This is a genomic window from Furfurilactobacillus milii (genome assembly GCF_009864005.1).
GTDB classification, from domain to species: Bacteria; Bacillota; Bacilli; order Lactobacillales; family Lactobacillaceae; genus Furfurilactobacillus; species Furfurilactobacillus rossiae_B.
This window is the reverse complement of record NZ_WEZQ01000005.1, coordinates 259,801-277,844: the sequence shown is the minus strand read 5'-3', so window position 1 is coordinate 277,844 and position 18,044 is coordinate 259,801. Positions and strand designations below refer to the sequence as shown.

Here is an 18,044-nt window from a genome sequence, read left to right as displayed (position 1 = left end):
AAATAAAAACGCATCCAACTGATTTACTGTTGTTTAGGTCAAGTAAATCAGCTGGATGCGTTTTCTGTCCAATTTTGATTGTTCACAGCCACTTATTTTTCTTGGCAATATTAATTGCGTCTAATCGATTATGTGCGCCCATCTTGCTTAGAACGGCTGACATATAATTACGAACGGTTCCTGGTGACAAGGACACAATTCTGGCGATTTCAACCGTCGAAGCACCGTCTCGAGCAGCACTAAGCACTTCCAATTCTCGTTTAGTCAGCGGATTCTGCGAAGCATTGTACATTCCGTGAACCAACTCTGGCGCATAAATGATTTGACCAGCCATGATTTTGTGAATGCTTTCAACTAAATCATCACTTGGGCTGTCTTTAAGTAAATAACCGGCCACGTCAGCTGCCAATGCACGCTTAAAATAAGCTGGCTGGGCAAACGTTGTTAAAATGAGCGATTTAGTGGCACTTTGATCATTCCTTAACTGATCTGCCACGTCTAAACCACTAAGTTTAGGCATTTCGATGTCAAGAATCGCGATATCAGGGTGTTTGAGGCGAATTTCATTTAGCGCAGTTTGACCATCCGTCGCTGAACCGACCACTGTTATGTCAGGTTCAAGATTTAAGATGGTAGTTAGCGCTGTATTCAACATACCTTGATCTTCTGCCAGATATAGATGAATCATGATTGAAGCTCCTCTTCCTTATTTGTCTTAGGTTTGGGACAGGAAATGGTCAAGGTTGTCCCTTCAGATGAAGAAGCAACATCCAGGGTTCCGTTAATAGTTTCCATTCGTTTGATCATACCGCTTATACCTGAACTGTTTTCACGTGGTTTGTGAATGCCTTTTCCGTTATCACGAATTGAAATTGTTAACAAATTTCCTTGCTGTCCAAACGTCAGCCAGCAATGATCAGCATGCGCGTGACGAATAATATTTGTGATTGCTTCTTGAATAACAGCACCTAACGTAATTTGTAATTGACGCGGCCAAGTATTACTAATTGATTCGTTAATAGTCAAAAGTGTAACATTGGCATCTTGCAAGTTGCGATTTTGATTAATAATGACTTCAGCAATGTTCAACTGTCGCAAATCGTTGACGATTGAACGAACAAGTTGCAAGTTATCTCGTGAGGCATTTTCAACGTCATTAAGCTGTTCATCAACCTTTTCAGGCGCGACCTTGAGTAATTTTCTTGCCAATTCTGTCTTAATGGTGATCATTGAAAATGACTGCCCTAAAGTATCATGTAAATCTTGAGCAATTCGATTTCGTTCATTCTGTCGAATAACGTTTTCCAAACGTTCATTAGTTTGCTGGATAGCACGCGATTTGTCAGCAGTTCTCATCACTGATATTGCTGCAATTGGTGAACCATAGGCAAATGCTAGCAAGACAAGTAAATCAAGCCGATCAGTGAGTTGAAAATGCGGCGTCACCGCGACGAGTTTCATAACTGCAGCAATCACCGAAGCCGTGAAAGTGCCATAATAAGCCGTTAAATAGCGCCAACGAACTCGTTTCGTGAACGGTAAGGAACCAACTACCCACGCAATGAAAATAAATAACGCCATGTAGTTTTCCACTAACATCATATACACGCACACAATTAATTGGCCGGCGATTGACCATGGCAGTAATTTAGTGATTTCGTAGCTGTTTCGATAACACAAAAAGAAAATTGCTAGAAAAAATAACGTAAGCACCCGCCGAATGCCGGTCTCTGCGAAACCAATTGCAATTGGATAGCTTAGAAAAATCAACCAAAAATAAGGGTAAAACCCAAATCTAGATGGAAACAAAATATAACACCGTAAAAAGGTCATGCTTGAATACTCCTGTCGTTTTTGACCCTCGATAACATCCATATGATGATCAGTAACGCCGCGGTCCACCCTGCCAAAATGACGATAAAGGACCAATTAAAGTGCATTTGTTTAGTGACCACATTCAACAAAGAATTAACTGCATATGTGGGCATGAGCTTACCAATTTGTTGCATCCAATGTGGCAATAGACCGATAGGCCACCACAGACCGCTGATAATTGCCATTGGAAAGACAACCAGATTGCATAAACTATTGACCGATGACGGTCTTCCTGATTTAGCAACAAGAACGCCAATCAGCATTAATGGTAACCCACCTAGCGCCGATAATCCGACTATTAAAAGTAGTGAACTTAGTGTCAAATGAACACCATTAATAATAGTCGCGATGGTAAGAATTACAGATGCCGATAGAATGTTCATCACTGTCATCGTCAGCATCAGTCCTACATAATAATATAGTTGTTTTGCTGGTGTAATGGCCAATAAAGTTGGCATGTTTTCTTGGCGATCTTCCGCTAAAAAAGCTGAAACTGAAAAAATCATACTAATGAGAACACTGTAGGCAATCATGCTACCCATATAATTTAAGTTAAATTGCTGTTTTTCAGTCGCACTTCCCTGAACAAGAATTTTGGTAAATAAAATATAAAAAAACGCTGGCATTGCGAGATTAAAAAGAAAAAATCTGGGATTACGAAGCAGTTCTCGTTTGATTGCGTACTTAGTTTGCGTGTGTAGCTGATTCATGATTGCGTCCTCCAGTTTGTGTCACATCAGTAAAAATTTCGTTTAACGAATTAGGCATTAACGATAAACGATGGATTTTATCGAGAAAAGGTTGGCTTTCGAGTAACCAGAGATCCCCATCGCTCAATTTTAAAGTGATTTTATCGCCGTGTTTTTTAGCCTCAAGAACCAATGGGGATGTCTTAAAGTAATTAACAGCTAATTCCGATTCAAATGTGGCTGTTGCCCCACTATATAAAGACGTCAGTGCATCTAATGAACCGTCAAACTTAATTTTACCGTGTTGTAGAATTAATAGTCGCTCTGCAACAGCTTCGATTTCTTCCAAATAATGACTAGTAACGAAAATTGTCTTTCCTTGATGCCTGAGTTGCTCAATGCTCTGCCAAAATTGTGTCCTTGCAATACTATCCAATCCAACGGTTGGCTCGTCGAGGAAGATGACACGTGGATTACCGGCCAGTGCAATACCAAATGCTAATTGCCGCCGCTGACCACCGGACAAAGCACTCATGTTATGGTGTCTGAACTCACTTAACCCGGTTATTGTGAACAATTTTTCCAATGATAATGGATGCGTATAAAAGCTTCGAACAAGCTGAAAACTTTCATCAACATGTAAATTTTTAATGCTTACATTTTCCTGAAGCATGGCCCCAATCTGATTACGGCAGACGGTGGTTCCTGGATTCGTGCCAAAAACCTTAATCTGACCGGTATCAGGCTTTTGAAGTCCCAAAATTAGGTTAATTAAGGTTGTTTTACCTGCACCATTTTCTCCGACCAAACCAATGATTTCGCCTTCATCAACGCTTAAATTAACGTTACTAATTGCTGATAATTGTTTGAACTTTTTTGAAACATTCTTTAGTTCAATTATTGACGACATATTGCTCACCATCTCTTTTATTTGATGAGCTTAGTTTAGTTACTTCTCAAGTCGAAAAATAGAAGTACATGTCACAACATTATATGACAAATGTCACTTCAACTGATGGAACTACAAATAGCACCCCACCAATTAGTTAAACTAATCGATGCGATGCTAACTGTTGTTTTAAAATAACGCCTATCTACAGTTTATAAACGGTCAAACGTCTCATTGCGCCGTGAACTTTATTTGCGGCCAAACAAGCGAGCCCAAAAGCCACGCGTTTTCTTTTCAGCTTCCTTGGCTGCATTATTAGCCACTCGTGAACCAGTCGTCATGTGTCGTAATCCGTGACGAACGCCAGCCGCCTGTGAGGTGGCGGATGTATTTTCACGGGCTGATTGACTCTGCATGTGAATCGTTAAATTATCTGCACTACCCTGTGGTCGTAAAATCTCGGGCAGAACCTGTAACGTTGGGTGCACCGTAGCCGTGGAACCATTGACTTCAAAACTGAGCGTAACATTGTATGTCCCCGGCAATTTGTGATTGGCTGTTGGATCGTCATAACTCATAGCCGTCCAACGAGACCGATCACGATTATATTGATCCTTCGCATCTGCCACGTAACGAGCGGGAATTGGGTCGCCATCACCAGCAACAATAATCTGATTATGAGCAGATAGTGAAAAGATATTTTCGTAGGCCGTTACAAACACATTTTTACCATGATCCGTGTAACGAACAGTAACCGGATACCGGCCAGCTTTCTGCCAGTTGACCTTCGACATGTCCACAATCGCCTTTTCAATATCAATGGCATTACCATCTGCATCATAAAGATGTTGAACGAAACGGTCAGGATTAGTACGGGGACCGTTCACATAAGTCGTTTGGTTGGCCGTGTTGACGTTGACCATATTTTCCAAAATATGGAGGACCTGATGCGCACCCGCGGTGACACCATTAACGGTATATGTCAGCATTAACCCGTAACTATTGTCTGCCATAATGTTAGGCTCACCATCGTCAAACTTAATTTTGACATTCTGGGTCGCGTTAGCCATGTGACCTGGATCCACTAGTCGTTTTATAAAAGCAGTTTTGTCAGGTATTGGCTCACCGGCATGAATAGTAATGTCGCGGCCATCCAACGCAAAAATATGTAAATGTGCAGTTGCAGATACCGTTTTTCCAGGATTGGTATACTGCAAATTAATCCGGTAATCGGCCGGTTGGTCCCAGTCGACGTTGGTGAGGTCAACTTGAACTTTTGCTGGATCAACGGCCTGACCTGTAGCGTCATAGACAGCCTTAACAAAACTTGTCTTACCGTAGTGAGGTCCACCAACATAGGTCGTTTGGTCTTGCGCAATGACAGTGGCCTGATTGGTAATCACACGTAACTGATTTTGTGCCTGTGAATCCTTTTGTTCAGTTGTTTTTCGATGTGGTTCAATCATGGGGCTCACTCCTAAACATTTATCGCAAATTAGAATCATTAAGATTTTCTAAAACTATTGTACTCAATAAAAACCGCCTTGAACAGCCCTATTAAAGCATTTATGTTTCTTTATCACAAAATTCACTAAAGGATTACTGAATAAACTGACGTTAAGAAGTTAAAAAGCTGCTAAACACCCTTAACTTTAATTTTCGTTCGTCCACTCATCTTCTAGCATTGCGTACTGAACAAGACTACAAAAATGCCCATTGATGATTTCCTGATCACGCATCGTTCCCTCTTGATGAAGACCTAATCGCTCAGCAACGGCTTGACTAGCCTTGTTATTCACGTCGGCAGTTAAGATGATTTTATGTAAGTTGAATTCATCAAACCCAATTGTCAGTAAGCGTTCCACAGATCGCGTCATAATGCCTTGTCCTTGATACTGAGAACTTAGCCAGTAGCCAATCGACGCGTGACGGTTAACATTATCAATTTCATGCAGATCCAAACTGCCGATTGGCTTGCCATCCATGACGATTGTCAATGGCAACATTTGGTTGTCAGCAAAACGACTGCGGGCATACTGAATAAAGTTTTGTTCATCCTCAATGGATTGCATTTTATCTGCCCAAGGCATCCATTTTCTAAGTTCCTGGCGGTCTTCCGCAATATAGCTGATTAAATCTTCGGCATCTTCAGTGTTTAATAATTTTAAGGCTAAGTGAGCATCGATTTGATGTGTAAACATGTTTATCCCCTTAGTAAAAACATTTTATGCCTTTCAATTTACCATAAAAGTGCCCGTCAAATTAGCTTTTCTGATCATTTTAAATCGTTTTTAGAGAAAATCATTTAGCAAACGTACTTGACAAGATTATCTCTAATTCTGTATCGTAGCTACCAGTTAAAAAAGACAGTTTAAGTGAAAGGAAGTTCGTCATGAACCGTTGCGCACAACAACTCAATACTTGGCAAAGCTGGTAATCAGGTTGCGTAACCGCCGTTAACACGGATGCAATCTGAGTGTGATACTCAAATTGTATCTGTGCCGGCTTATTCGTTGATGTACTTTTGACATCAAGTCTGCATGGGTATCAAACCGCGGACTTGGTGTTTTTTGACCAAAGACAGTCCGCGTGGGCTGTCTTTTTTACTTGGTCAATTAAAACTTTCATAGGGGAAGACATTCATGAAACGCTTTACAAAATTTGCATTAATTGTCAGTTCATTATTAACGGCCACGAGTTTAGCCGCCTGCCATCGTAATACCACGAGTAAGAAAACCATAATAGTCGTTTCACCCACTGAAATGATTACTTTGGATCCATCAAAGGCCACGGACAGCACTTCTCACACCGCATTGGCCAACACGATGACTGGCCTTTACAAAACGACCAACAGCACACCAGCGCAGGCACTTGCGACACACACAACCGTTTCGAAAAACGGTCTTCAATGGAACTTCACACTCCGGCACAATACGCATTGGTCAAATGGTGATGTTGTAACGGCAAAGGATTTCGTGCAGGCATGGCAGCGAACCAATGATCCAAAAACGGCTTCCCAGTATGCTTACCTGTTTTCTGGCGTGCACAATGCTGATAAGATTCAAAAAGGTTTGGCCCCAGTTCAAAGCTTAGGCATTCACGCAACATCACGCTACCACTTGTTGGTTACTCTTGATAAACCGATTCCTTATTTCAAACAACTATTAACAATGCCACAGTTTCTCCCTCAAGATCATCGAGTTGTTACAAAATATGGTAAGCAATACGGCCTAACTGCGCAACATCAAGTTTACAACGGCGCTTTTAAAGTAACTGGCTGGCACGGTACCAATAATACGTGGACGCTTAAACGCAATGGTGCGTACTGGGATAAACGTACTGTGCATTTAAACAGTATCCACTTTACGGTTGTCAAAGACCCAAGCACGGCATTGAACCTGTATAAGACAGGCAAAGCCGACCTTGTCAGACTGTCTGGCACACAAGTCGCTAATGAAAAGCAGGCAGCCGATTATAAATATCGTAGTGGCGCGGCCTCGGGCTTTGTTGGACTTAATCAAACAAAAAAGTCACCACTTCAAAATCAATCTGTGCGCCAAGCCTTGTCGAATGCGATTAACCGTCAACAACTAACGCGGAATACGTTGCAAGACGGTTCTACCCCTGCAACTGGGTTTACACCAGCAAAATTGGTTACTAATCCATCAACTCATAAGGACTTCGCGAGCGAAGCAGCAGTACCCGCAGTGACTAAGTATGATATGGCACATGCAAAACAACTCATGGCAACTGGTCTCAAAGAAAGTGGCAAACAGAACCTGAACATTACGCTATTAGCGAATGATCAAAACAACGGCAAGCAGCTGGCAGAATATCTTCAATCTCAATGGCAAAAACTCCCTCACGTAACGGTTAATGTCCAAACAGTTCCCTTAAAGGCGCAGTTAAGTGACATTACTTCGGGGAATTATGACGCCACGATTTTAACTTGGAATGGTGACTTTAACGACCCAACAACTTTCTTATCGCTTTTTCAAAGTCAAAATAAACAAATTAACGCAAAATGGACGAGTACAGCATTTGATCACGACATGGATTTAGCTGCTGGTCAAGACGCCTTAAACAGTAACGCCCGTTATCAAGACCTCTTAAATGCCCAGCGCACGCTGACCAAAGATGTTGGTATTGTGCCGCTTTTCTGGGGCTCATCAGTTGGCGGTACGCTTCAACGTAGCAATATTCGCGATTTGGTTTACAGTAGTGCCGGGGTTAACTACAATTATCAAAATGTTGAACTTAAGTAAGCACACTAAAACTAGGTGTAGCATTAACTTATGTAGAATTGACGACGTGAATGACCTTACATTCCCGAAATTTTAAAACGCATCTTAATACAAAGGCATCCTGTTCCCAGAAATCTAGGAACAGGATGCCTTTGCATTTCATGTTGATTCTTAATAAGACTTTTATGGACCCGAACAGATTCGAACTGTCGACCTCCTACATGCGAAGCAGGCGCTCTCCCAACTGAGCTACGGGCCCAAAATAACAGCCATCTCTGCTGTTATTTCACTGTCAAGCATAGCACAACTTAGTAACACCGCAATCTACCAGTCTACTTTTTTTCAGCAGGTTGGTCTGTTGACTGTGTCGCGGCCAATTGTGCATTGGCTGCTTTTTGTTTAGCGATCGTTACACGTCGGTAAATAGCCAAAAAAGCAAAGTCAAAAATCAACATGATAACCACGCCTAAGATAAATGAACCGTCAAATGGTACTGGCAGTAGCCAGCCAATAATTCCGCCAACAAGAACGCCTAAAGTAAGCATTACCACCGCAATATTTGTCGGCATTGCCGGATTTATTGGTTTAGGTCTGTTTTTCATTTCACTGCCTCCAAAAGATTTTATAAACGTCATTTAGTGTAGCGATTTTCATAGAGTGTTGCAAGCGTTGAAACACGTTCATAAATAAGGCTCAAGATTTGCTTGAAAAGGTTTGTCGAATAGCAGTTGCGGCGGCTTTTATATTTGTGGCTCTCGTTAATAAACTGATTACCGCAGCACCTGCCGCACCGGTGCCCTTAATCTCATTAAGGTTAGTCAGACTAATGCCACCAATCGCGACAATGGGCTTCACCGATGCACTAACGAGTTTTGTCAGCCCGTCGGTGCCAACAGCTGGATCTGCATCAGCTTTGGAAATGGTTGGAAAAATTGGTCCACTACCAATGTAGTCAACGTCAGTGAGCATATTAGCCTTGCGAATCTGGGCAAGTGTGTGACATGAGTAACCAATAATCATGTTTGGTACTTCGTCTATAACCTTTGCAATTGCTTCATCTGATTGTCCAACATGGACACCATCAGCATCTAGATGTCTCGCTAGTTCAACGTCGTCATCAACAATAAACGGAATCTTAGCTTGTTTGCATAATTCTCTTAATATGCTGCCCAATTTTAGTTTGGCATCACCAGAAAGTGCGTGGGGACCCTTCTCACGATATTGAAAGGCCGTGATACCACCGGCAATGGCCGTCTCTAAAACTTCTGGCAGTTGGCGGCCATCAACCATGTCCTGAGAACCCGCAACAAAATAAGCTGCTAATTGTTCTTTCTGAAATTTCATCGCTCGATTATTCCTCCGATACCACAGCCCAGTGATTAAGCGGACCATGGCCGTGGCCCACTTTGATGCCTTGTGCAATCGTGGCACTAACATAGGCTTTACCCGTCCGAATGGCCGTTTCAATGTCGCTACCCTTGGCTAATTCTGCAGTGATGCAAGCAGATAGCGTGTCGCCGGTACCGTGTGTATTGTGTGTATCAAAGCGCGGACTTCTCAGCCAAAACGACCGTCCGTTTTCAAGCAGAACAAAATCACTGGCCGTTGTCGGATCCGCCTCGTGACCGCCTTTGACCATCACGTTTTTGGCCCCCATCGCCTGCAATTGTTGTCCGGCATGCTGCATGTCAGCATCATTTTCAATGGTTAATCCTGTTAGTGCCTCAGCTTCAGGAAGGTTCGGCGTCACAATGGTGGCTAACGGAATTAGTTCTTTCTTAACGGTATCAATAGCGTCTTCGGCCAATAATGGTGCACCACCTTTAGCAATCATCACTGGATCAACCGTGAGTGGACCAAAGTCATAACGGGTAAGATTTTCAACAACATTATGGACACGAATAGAGTCAGCGAGCATGCCAGTCTTGCAAGCCTTGATGGCCAAATCAGCATCTAACGAAGCAAACTGTTCGTCAATAATTTTGGTTGGCAAAGCCATGAAGTCCTGCACACCCAAGGTATTTTGGGCTGTAATAGCCACCAAAACCGTTGTTGCAAAAACGTGTCGTTCTTGAATTGTTTTTAAATCGGCCTGCATGCCTGCCCCACCGCCAGAATCAGAACCTGCAATGGAAAGAGCCTGTGGAAATTGTGATGTCATCTGTTCTGTCATTATTCATCTACGACCTTATCTTTAAGATATGACGATAGCGTTTCCGCTGTCACTTGACTAAAACTATCCATCAGGGCGATGCCAAACGAACCAGGCTGTCTAAGCGTTAGTTTGGCTTGGTTAACTGCCCACTGACCGGTCGCACCAAAGATGGCGGTACCAGTCACTGCGGCTGTCATCGCATTGGACTCCACCGCTAAGTAAGCAGCTAAGACGCTGCTGAGCATATCACCGGAACCAACGTGTGTCGCAAACAATGGCGTTCCGACATGAAGACTGACTGTCTGCTGGCCATCGCTGATCCAATCAATGGCTCCGGTCATCACAGCAACACAATGATAATGCAGCGCCACGGCCTGAACAATGCGTTTAGGATCAGCCACAGCACCGGTAGCGTCAATTCCCTTACTGTTAGATAGATCGCCTGACAAAGCCGCCATCTCTCCCGCGTTGGCTCGAATGACTGTTGGCTGGGCAGTGGCTATTAGTCGATCAAACTGCTGGCGGCGGCTTGGTAAGCCAACTGCTACTGGATCGATCACAACAGGCCGTTGATGCTGATTAGCCAAGCTACCAACAGTCACCATTTGGTCAATTTGATCAGGCGTCCAAGTGCCTAAATTTAACGCAATTGCGCCAGCAATCCCAACCAGGTCGCCAGCCTCTTCCTTAGCTTTTGACATAATGGGAGACGCACCGATAGCGTTAACGGCGTTTGCCACTTCCGCAATCGTGACACTGTTAGCAATAGTGAAGACAGCAGGATTAGTTTCCCGGATGGTTTCCAATAAAGACAGGTTCATTGTGATCCTCCAATTCGATGATGGTGCCCAACAGTGACTAAAATTAATGATGCTAATCAGAAACTCAATAAATACACAGCGTCATAAAGCGGCGACAAAAAAGACACTGAACCCATAGGAAAAAGGTTCAGTGCCTAAAAACAATCACACACTGGCCACTTTCCTTCGCAAGTCTCAACTTACAGGTTCGAAGGGTCCGATATCCATCGTCTCAGTTCAGCAGTTGCCGAACACCCCTAGTGGAATAGTTTACATGTCATTATTTTAGCATACTCGGCATTCTAATTAGAAGTCAGATTACGTTTAATAACATTAGTCCGTTGTTTTCGATGTCTTTGTGGCTGTCTTCCATTTCTTATCGATAAAGGCTTCGCGGCCACCACTTTCCTGCATTGCATAACGTAACGGATTCTTTTTATAGAAATCCTGATGGTAATCTTCCGCCGGATAAAATGGTTTGGCATCCTCAATTTGCGTCACAATTGGGGCATCAAAACGACCGGACTCAGCTAACGCCTTTTTGGAAGCCTCTGCAATTTGGCGTTGTGTCTCATCTTTGACAAAAATAACGGGCCGATAGCTGTCACCACGATCTTGAAATTGCCCCATCGCATCCGTGGGGTCCGTTTGTTGCCAATAAATTTGAACCAGTTTGTCGTAAGACATTACTTCTGGGTCAAACCAAATTTTAACTGCTTCTGTATGGCCAGTTGTATGGCTGCAGACTTGTTCATACGTTGGATTAGGCACATGTCCACCGGTATAACCTGATACCACCTTATTGATGCCATCTACTGTTTCAAACGGCTTGACCATACACCAAAAACAACCACCTGCAAAAATTGCTGTTTCTTCTGCCATTTAATGCGCCTCCATCACTATTATTAAACCTGCTTAACGTTTGGGAACAGTTTAGCATATTTTTCGTAACCATTGCGTGTCAATTCATCTGCTGGAATAAACTTCAGCGCTGCCGAGTTAATGCAGTAGCGGAGGCCACCCTCTGCTTGAGGACCGTCTGTGAAGACGTGGCCCAAATGAGAGTCCGCTTCCTTACTGCGAACCTCCGTTCTTTCCATACCCAATGATTGGTCACGATGTTCCGCTAATGTTTCCTTCGTTATTGGATGTGTGAATGACGGCCAGCCGCAACCGGCATCATATTTATCTGTTGAGGAAAATAACGGTTCACCACTGACAATATCAACGTAAATGCCATCTTGATAGAAGGCGTCATATTTACCAGAAAACGGCCGCTCAGTGGCGGCTTCTTGGGTGACGGCGTATGCTTCTGGGCTCAATTTATCAATGTTTGTTTGTTTGTCTTTTGCCAATTGTCAAATCTCCTTCTCTGATGTTGAATCGACATTGCTGTGTCTTGATGACGTTCATGCAATTATCCTTATTCCGCTGTTGAACCAGACATCACTTTAATTTGGACGTTTGGATCCAACTGTTCACTGTCACCGGTCAACTGTAAGGTATGAAATGTTGTGTTTTCTGTTAATTGCATGTGTTCAGACATATAGGTTTTACTGTAGTCCTTTACGGCCACAGGACCGAGATCTGAATCAATCATAGCATCATAGTCTGGCGTTTCTGCATCCTTGTCGACAATAATCAGATCAAACGAAGTATCCAATGAGCAATAACCAACGTTTGAAAACGGTCCAACACCATCGTCAAAACTGAGTAATAAACGTTGATTTGGTCCCATAGCGGCCGCAATTTTAGTCTTAGCATCTGATGACATGGATAATTTCATAATGACCCTCCTTGTAGATCAAAAAATATATCTCGTACACAATTAAATTGTGTCTTGCGTACTTAACGATACCTTTATTCTCCGCAAAATAGAGAATAACGCAAGCATTCTGCTCAACCAGAAAAGAACAGTGTCCTCGTTGCTTTGCACTTGTCATAGAAATGGAGCGATGACATAAGTATGCTTTGAAAACGATCATTAACCCAAAACTGACCTATTCTCCAAGTTCGGGAATAGGTTAGTTTTGGGTTAAACGGAATGCTCAGGACTTTGGCAAGCAATATTGCCCACATTATTCATTCCAAATAAACTTATGTCACAGCCTCATTATGTCACTAACGTTAGTTTGACTGTGCTGGTTGACTAGCGGAAGCATCAACAATAACCTCAACGTTATCATCGATCTGTTCGCCCTCGTCAGACAGCTTAATCGCGTGCATAAGACGGTTAAACGTCGCATGCAACTGTTTACCAAGGAATCGGCCAGAATAGTCTTTATAGCGTACAGGACCTAAATTAGAAGGAATCAATGCTTGATAGTCATCAACATTTGCATCTTTGCCCACAACTACGAGCTGAAACGACACTTGGAGTGCCACTAGACCATGATGTGAGTATGGGCCAACACCATCATCGTAACTTAATAATAATTGATTTCCGTCGATAAGTAAGGGTTTTAATTGGGCCACGACTTCATCGTCAAACGTCAATTCATGTTCTTCTGCCATTTTTAACGCCTCCATTCAGTTTCTCACACGCTTATTATTCGCCGTGAGCTGTTGTGAGGCAACTATTTATACTTAAAATCCTTAGTGGTTCAATTAAAAAAACGTCTACAGATACACTGTAAACGTCTTTATTAACTAGCTCATTTAAATTGGTCTTGCAATGGTGGAACCACTTGTTTCTTACGTGAAACAACACCTGGTAAACTGGCCGTGTTGTTGGTTAACGTTGTGTTAAACGCCTTTTCAACAACATCAGTTGGTTCGCCCCATACTAACAAGCGCGAGTCGCTGTCCAAGATGTTAGTAACCAAGACAAGGAACAGGTCGTAACCTTTTTCCTTAGCATCGGCCGCCATGGCTGCTTCAAGCTTGTCTTGACGAGCAAAGACTTCGTCCAAGTCAACTGTGTTGATTTGGTCAATGCGAATGTTTTTACCACCCATTTCGAATGACTTTGCATCTTGTTCGATCAATTCGGCTTCACTCTTAGAAGACAAGTTGGTACCAGCTTTAAGCTCTTCCAAACCATATGTCTTGTAATCGACATCAGCAATTTCAGCCAATGCAATGACTGCAGCCTTATCGTCATCCGTTGTGGTTGGTGACTTCAGTAAAAGCGTGTCTGAGATAATCGCAGACAACATCAAACCAGCTAATTGTGCTGGAATTTCAATCTTGTATTCGTCAAACATCTTCATCAAAATCGTGCTGGTACAACCAACTGGTTCTGCACGGTAGAAAAGTGGTGATGATGTTGAGAAGTTGGCAATCCGGTGATGGTCAACAACGTGAGTAACTGTGACATCTTCAATGTCAGAAACACTTTGTTGATGTTCATTATGGTCAACTAACATAACTGAATCAACTTCGTCACTGGCCTTAGTGATAACCCGTGGTGTTGGTTCGTCAAAATAGTTTAAAACAAATTGTGTTTCTTCGTTTGGTTCGCCTAAAGCAACCGCTTCAGTATCATATCCAAGTTTGTTTTGTAAGTATGAATATGCCTTTGCAGCGACAATTGCGTCGGTGTCAGGACTTTGGTGTCCAAAAACCAGTTCCTTACTCATTAATCTTTTGCTCCTTCGTCGTGGTGGGTAACACCATATTTTTGATCATGAATTTGAGTCAGCCGTGAAATATAGTCATCGGCCTCCAAGTATGAATCAAATGCATCAAGCAGACGACCCACACGAGGAATCTCATCCTTATCTTTACGGAAAACGAACGCTAAGTCAAATTTAATTCCAGGTTCAAACTGGGCAGCGTGTAAATTGCTGTCAGCTCCTTTAGCAATAATATAACTATTTGGCAGTGCTGTGTAGGCCCCAGTTTCAGCACTGAATTGATAAATTTGATCAGGCGTTGTGAAACGGGCCACTGCATTAGGTAAGTCAACCATGGCGTTTTTGTAATTTTCACGTAAAACCTGGTCTAAATAATATTCACGAGGGTATGTGACCCAAACGTTATTAAGGGTATCCTTTAAACGAATCTTTTTTCGTTTGGCCATTTTTTCATCACTGTGAATGAATAACAAATCTTCTGTAATGATCTTCTTTGACCGGTATGGCTTCCAATTTTTAATGCTATCATCTGGCAAATACATAATTGCTAGATCAATGCGGTTATTCTCCAAACGATCCCAGATTTCCTTCCGCGTCAACATATGGAAGTTGATGGTAACGTCAGGATTTTCTTTATAGTACTGAATGGCGAAATCTTCGAACACAGAATATTCAACAGAAGCTAATAGTCCGATGTTGATTTCGCCAGACTCAGCAGACGTTGATTGCTGAATCTCGTCTGTGGCTTGGTTCAACACCTCATAAATTTCGTGTGTTGCGCTAAGCATGGTGTTACCAGCTTCGGACAAACGTAATTTTTTTCCGACTGAATAAAATAATGGTGCACCCACTGTTCGTTCAAGCTTTTTAATTTGTTGCGTTAATGCAGGCTGTGTAATCCCAAGGATTTGGGCTGCCTGTGTATAGTTCATTGTTTCTGCCAGTTGTAAAAAGTAGGTCAATGTTTTCGAAGAAAAGATAGTCTCCTGTTTGCTTTTCATTATCCAGCCGCCTTTCAAATTAATCATCTATTATAAATAAAATCTTTTCGATACGATAATTGTACGCAATGGAAGTCTGTTTACGCAAGCATTAAAACTGAATTCATCATTATTTTTAAATAATGCAAAATGATTTTACGTGTTTGTCCTGCAGTCATATTGGTACAGTGATAATCATACGCACTCCGATTCACTAATGCAATGAAGAAGCCCATCCATAAATCCAATAACGGAACGAAAAAAGCATAACGATCGTTAATTTTTAAGTTAACGAATCATTATGCTCAATTTGCGGTGGTATAGCTAGTTAATAAACCACCTGTTGGTTTTGAAATTAATTAAGAATCAATGTCTGTTCCTTATGACGAAGTGACGTTGGTACGCCTTCGGTATCAATGTCGATTACAAACGAGCCGTTTGAATACCGCGCATTACGTTCATGTTCAGCGGGCAAAATATCATGACGAATTCCACGACTTGTAACCACTTCAACTGGAGATACGCTGTCATGAGCAACCGCAATGAAGGCAACGATTTCATGTGGGTTAGCCTTGAGCTCCCGCAGACATAGAACACCTTTACGAGCACGACTTGTTACTGGCACTTCACTGATGGCCATTTTCTTCAAGGCACCACGCTGAGTAACAATGATAGCGTCATCAGAGTCTTTAACCAGCTGCATGTTGACAACAACGTCATCACCACGCAGATCCATCGACTTGGCACCACTGGTTCGTGCGCCATTAGTTGGCACCTCAGCCAAGTCGTACCGCAGTCCAAGACCATTACGGGACATTAGCATAACCGTCAATGGCGCTTCTGAATTGACATACGTAATGTCAACGACTTGATCATCATTTTGCTTGAACTTTTCGAAGACACTAGCCCGTTTCTTATACGTTCGTCCCGGTAACAAGTCCATAAACGCCGTCTGTTTGATAAGACCATGCGCAGTTGCAATAACAAAATTTCCCGGCTCTTCCAGACTGCTGAATGTAAAGGCTGCAATGAGCTCTTCATCATCTGCCAGACCAATTGATTGGGAAATGTGTTCCCCGGTATCTTTCCATCGAGCATCAGTGACCTCGTGAATCGGTCGGTAAATCAAGTTTCCTTTGCTGGTAAACATAAATAAATGATCCAGTGTGGAAACTTGCTTCAATAAGATCGGGTAATCTTCTTCTTTAAGACCGTTGTCGTTTTCAGAAGAAGCTTGATAAGACCTTGGCGAACTCCGTTTGATATAACCATCATGTGAAACCATTAAAACAACGGTTTCATCGGCAACCATAACAGTTCGATCCACCTTAAGTTCTTCAATTTGGTCTTCGATCTGGGTCAACCGTGGTGAACCAAATTGCTTTTTTACGTCCTGCATCTGCGTGCGCATCACTTTGCGCAAGGAGGCATCATTAGCCAAAATGTCTTCAAGCTTTTCAATCTGGGCGTCCAGTTCGGCATGCTCACGCCGCAACTCGGTTACATCGGTATTAGTCAAACGATATAACTGTAACGTCACAATTGCTTCCGCCTGAGGATCAGTAAAGTCATACTTATCCATCAAGTTTTGCTTGGCATCCTTGCGGTTTTTACTTCCACGAATGGTCTGAATCACTTCATCCAAAATGGATAAAGCTTTAATTAAACCGTCAACAATATGTTGACGCTTTTTGGCCTTATCCAGGTCATACTGCGTCCGTTTAGTAATCACCTCACGTTGAAAGTCAATGTATGCCTGCAAGGCTGTTTTTAAACCAACGCGTTCTGGTCGCATATTATGAATAGCAACCATGTTGAAATTATACGTGATCTGCAAATCAGTGTTTTTCAACAAATAATTTAAAATACCCTGTGCATCTGCATCAGCTTTTAACTCAACAGCAATGGTCAGCCCCTGCCGATCGGATTCGTCACGGACTTCAACGATGCCCTCGACCTTTTTCATAATCCGGATTTCGTCCATTTTTTTAACAAGCAGGGCTTTATTGACTTCATACGGAATTTCCGTGATTTCAATTTCCTGCTTGCCACCCTTAAGGGGCTTGAAGGCTGTTTTAGAACGCAACACGATACGGCCAGCGCCAGTATTGTAAGCTTTTTTGATACCATCTAAGCCTTGAATAATGCCGCCAGTCGGAAAGTCTGGCCCCTTAACGAACTCCATTAAGTCATCAGTTGATGCCTTGGGATGCGCTAGTAAATAAATCAGTGCATCAATCAGTTCGTTTAAATTATGCGGCGGAATTTCTGTCGCATAACCGGCAGAAATACCACTAGCACCATTTACCAGTAAATTTGGGAAACGAGCCGGTAAAACGGTTGGCTCCTGTTCCGTATCATCAAAGTTAGGAACGAAATCAACAGTTTCTTTATCGATATCCTGTAGCATCGTGCCGGATATCTTGCTTAAACGAGCTTCCGTATATCGCATTGCAGCCGGCGGATCAGCATCAATTGACCCGTTGTTCCCGTGCATTTCAATCAGCGGTGCTCGTAACTTCCAGTCCTGACTCATCCGCACCATGGCTTCGTAAATGGATGAGTCACCATGTGGATGGTAATTACCCATGACGTTACCTACGGATTTAGCAGATTTACGGAATGCTTTATCAAAAGTATTACCATCCTTGTTCATGGCATATAAAATGCGCCGCTGAACTGGCTTTAAGCCATCACGAATATCTGGCAAGGCACGATCCTGAATGATGGATTTTGAGTAACGGCCAAACCGTTCACCCATGACATCTTCCAGGGTTAGTTCCTGAATGTTTTGTGTGTCATCTGCCACAAGTTCTGCTCCTTTCCTGCATTAA

18 protein-coding genes, 1 tRNA gene and 1 riboswitch are annotated in these 18,044 nt (G+C 42.6%); of the genes, 1 reads left to right on the top strand and 18 read right to left on the bottom strand.

Annotated features, from left to right (window positions below):
• Positions 1-82 precede the first annotated feature (82 nt).
• The 6 genes from GB993_RS04100 to GB993_RS04075 all read right to left on the bottom strand — a co-directional run bounded on the left by GB993_RS04100 (position 83) and on the right by GB993_RS04075 (position 5,654).
• Positions 83-688: a response regulator transcription factor gene (locus GB993_RS04100; RefSeq protein ID WP_161003210.1), complete on the bottom strand. Its 606-nt coding sequence runs from the start codon at positions 686-688 to the stop codon at positions 83-85.
• On the bottom strand, positions 685-1,833 hold the full coding sequence (locus GB993_RS04095) for a sensor histidine kinase (protein ID WP_161003209.1): 1,149 nt from the start codon (positions 1,831-1,833) through the stop codon (positions 685-687). The genes GB993_RS04100 and GB993_RS04095 overlap by 4 nt, the downstream gene beginning before the upstream one ends.
• A complete protein-coding gene (locus GB993_RS04090; RefSeq protein WP_161003208.1) occupies positions 1,830-2,585 on the bottom strand; it encodes an ABC transporter permease in 756 nt (251 codons plus the stop codon). Before GB993_RS04090 ends, GB993_RS04095 begins: the two co-directional genes overlap by 4 nt.
• A complete protein-coding gene (locus GB993_RS04085) occupies positions 2,560-3,474 on the bottom strand; it encodes an ABC transporter ATP-binding protein (RefSeq protein ID WP_161003207.1) in 915 nt (304 codons plus the stop codon). Before GB993_RS04085 ends, GB993_RS04090 begins: the two co-directional genes overlap by 26 nt.
• A gap of 227 nt (positions 3,475-3,701) precedes the next feature.
• Entirely contained in the window at positions 3,702-4,919 is a 1,218-nt protein-coding gene (locus GB993_RS04080) for a bacterial Ig-like domain-containing protein (protein ID WP_161003206.1), read from the bottom strand.
• 186 nt (positions 4,920-5,105) lie between these two features.
• Positions 5,106-5,654, bottom strand: coding sequence for a GNAT family N-acetyltransferase (locus GB993_RS04075; RefSeq protein ID WP_161003205.1), 549 nt, complete (start codon positions 5,652-5,654; stop codon positions 5,106-5,108).
• 441 nt (positions 5,655-6,095) lie between these two features.
• On the opposite strand from GB993_RS04075, the gene GB993_RS04070 reads away from it, so the two are divergent.
• Positions 6,096-7,718 carry a peptide ABC transporter substrate-binding protein gene (locus GB993_RS04070; RefSeq protein ID WP_161003204.1) on the top strand — a complete coding sequence of 541 codons (1,623 nt, stop codon included), beginning with the start codon at positions 6,096-6,098 and terminating at the stop codon, positions 7,716-7,718.
• Positions 7,719-7,883: 165 nt separating this feature from the next.
• Here the strand turns inward: GB993_RS04070 and GB993_RS04065 are convergent.
• From GB993_RS04065 to parC, 12 genes are all read right to left on the bottom strand, one after another.
• Positions 7,884-7,956 (bottom strand) — tRNA-Ala (locus tag GB993_RS04065).
• Between the two features lie 73 nt (positions 7,957-8,029).
• Positions 8,030-8,299, bottom strand: coding sequence for a hypothetical protein (locus GB993_RS04060; protein WP_161003203.1), 270 nt, complete (start codon positions 8,297-8,299; stop codon positions 8,030-8,032).
• 91 nt (positions 8,300-8,390) lie between these two features.
• Positions 8,391-9,041 carry a thiamine phosphate synthase gene (thiE, locus tag GB993_RS04055; RefSeq protein ID WP_161003202.1) on the bottom strand — a complete coding sequence of 217 codons (651 nt, stop codon included), beginning with the start codon at positions 9,039-9,041 and terminating at the stop codon, positions 8,391-8,393.
• Positions 9,042-9,048: 7 nt separating this feature from the next.
• A complete protein-coding gene (thiD, locus tag GB993_RS04050; RefSeq protein ID WP_161003388.1) occupies positions 9,049-9,858 on the bottom strand; it encodes a bifunctional hydroxymethylpyrimidine kinase/phosphomethylpyrimidine kinase in 810 nt (269 codons plus the stop codon).
• Positions 9,859-9,869: 11 nt separating this feature from the next.
• Positions 9,870-10,673, bottom strand: coding sequence for a hydroxyethylthiazole kinase (gene thiM, locus GB993_RS04045; RefSeq protein ID WP_161003201.1), 804 nt, complete (start codon positions 10,671-10,673; stop codon positions 9,870-9,872).
• A 143-nt stretch (positions 10,674-10,816) separates the two neighbouring features.
• Positions 10,817-10,921, bottom strand: a riboswitch (TPP riboswitch).
• Positions 10,922-10,985: 64 nt separating this feature from the next.
• Complete coding sequence (gene msrA / locus GB993_RS04040; protein WP_161003200.1) at positions 10,986-11,534, bottom strand: peptide-methionine (S)-S-oxide reductase MsrA; 549 nt, start codon at positions 11,532-11,534, stop codon at positions 10,986-10,988.
• 23 nt (positions 11,535-11,557) lie between these two features.
• Entirely contained in the window at positions 11,558-12,007 is a 450-nt protein-coding gene (gene msrB, locus GB993_RS04035; RefSeq protein WP_161003199.1) for a peptide-methionine (R)-S-oxide reductase MsrB, read from the bottom strand.
• 68 nt (positions 12,008-12,075) lie between these two features.
• A complete protein-coding gene (locus GB993_RS04030) occupies positions 12,076-12,438 on the bottom strand; it encodes an iron-sulfur cluster biosynthesis family protein (protein ID WP_161003198.1) in 363 nt (120 codons plus the stop codon).
• A 341-nt stretch (positions 12,439-12,779) separates the two neighbouring features.
• Positions 12,780-13,166 (bottom strand): iron-sulfur cluster biosynthesis family protein, encoded by a 387-nt coding sequence (locus GB993_RS04025; RefSeq protein ID WP_161003197.1) that lies wholly within the window; start codon positions 13,164-13,166, stop codon positions 12,780-12,782.
• 140 nt (positions 13,167-13,306) lie between these two features.
• Positions 13,307-14,233 carry a manganese-dependent inorganic pyrophosphatase gene (locus tag GB993_RS04020; protein ID WP_017261881.1) on the bottom strand — a complete coding sequence of 309 codons (927 nt, stop codon included), beginning with the start codon at positions 14,231-14,233 and terminating at the stop codon, positions 13,307-13,309.
• Entirely contained in the window at positions 14,233-15,231 is a 999-nt protein-coding gene (locus tag GB993_RS04015; protein ID WP_161003196.1) for a LysR family transcriptional regulator, read from the bottom strand. Before GB993_RS04015 ends, GB993_RS04020 begins: the two co-directional genes overlap by 1 nt.
• Positions 15,232-15,565: 334 nt before the next feature.
• Positions 15,566-18,019, bottom strand: coding sequence for a DNA topoisomerase IV subunit A (gene parC, locus GB993_RS04010; protein ID WP_161003195.1), 2,454 nt, complete (start codon positions 18,017-18,019; stop codon positions 15,566-15,568).
• Positions 18,020-18,044: the final 25 nt, after the last annotated feature.

Excerpts from the sequence above, each read along its gene's own strand:
- GB993_RS04080 (WP_161003206.1), bottom strand. The coding sequence starts at position 4,919 with ATGATTGAACCACATCGAAAAACAACTGAACAAAAGGATTCACAGGCA.
- thiM (WP_161003201.1), bottom strand. The coding sequence starts at position 10,673 with ATGAACCTGTCTTTATTGGAAACCATCCGGGAAACTAATCCTGCTGTC.
- GB993_RS04070 (WP_161003204.1), top strand. The coding sequence starts at position 6,096 with ATGAAACGCTTTACAAAATTTGCATTAATTGTCAGTTCATTATTAACG.
- GB993_RS04060 (WP_161003203.1), bottom strand. The coding sequence starts at position 8,299 with ATGAAAAACAGACCTAAACCAATAAATCCGGCAATGCCGACAAATATT.
- GB993_RS04100 (WP_161003210.1), bottom strand. The coding sequence starts at position 688 with ATGATTCATCTATATCTGGCAGAAGATCAAGGTATGTTGAATACAGCG.
- GB993_RS04020 (WP_017261881.1), bottom strand. The coding sequence starts at position 14,233 with ATGAGTAAGGAACTGGTTTTTGGACACCAAAGTCCTGACACCGACGCA.
- GB993_RS04030 (WP_161003198.1), bottom strand. The coding sequence starts at position 12,438 with ATGAAATTATCCATGTCATCAGATGCTAAGACTAAAATTGCGGCCGCT.
- GB993_RS04085 (WP_161003207.1), bottom strand. The coding sequence starts at position 3,474 with ATGTCGTCAATAATTGAACTAAAGAATGTTTCAAAAAAGTTCAAACAA.
- GB993_RS04015 (WP_161003196.1), bottom strand. The coding sequence starts at position 15,231 with ATGAAAAGCAAACAGGAGACTATCTTTTCTTCGAAAACATTGACCTAC.
- GB993_RS04095 (WP_161003209.1), bottom strand. The coding sequence starts at position 1,833 with ATGACCTTTTTACGGTGTTATATTTTGTTTCCATCTAGATTTGGGTTT.
- GB993_RS04025 (WP_161003197.1), bottom strand. The coding sequence starts at position 13,166 with ATGGCAGAAGAACATGAATTGACGTTTGACGATGAAGTCGTGGCCCAA.
- GB993_RS04075 (WP_161003205.1), bottom strand. The coding sequence starts at position 5,654 with ATGTTTACACATCAAATCGATGCTCACTTAGCCTTAAAATTATTAAAC.
- GB993_RS04090 (WP_161003208.1), bottom strand. The coding sequence starts at position 2,585 with ATGAATCAGCTACACACGCAAACTAAGTACGCAATCAAACGAGAACTG.
- msrA (WP_161003200.1), bottom strand. The coding sequence starts at position 11,534 with ATGGCAGAAGAAACAGCAATTTTTGCAGGTGGTTGTTTTTGGTGTATG.
- thiD (WP_161003388.1), bottom strand. The coding sequence starts at position 9,858 with ATGACATCACAATTTCCACAGGCTCTTTCCATTGCAGGTTCTGATTCT.
- thiE (WP_161003202.1), bottom strand. The coding sequence starts at position 9,041 with ATGAAATTTCAGAAAGAACAATTAGCAGCTTATTTTGTTGCGGGTTCT.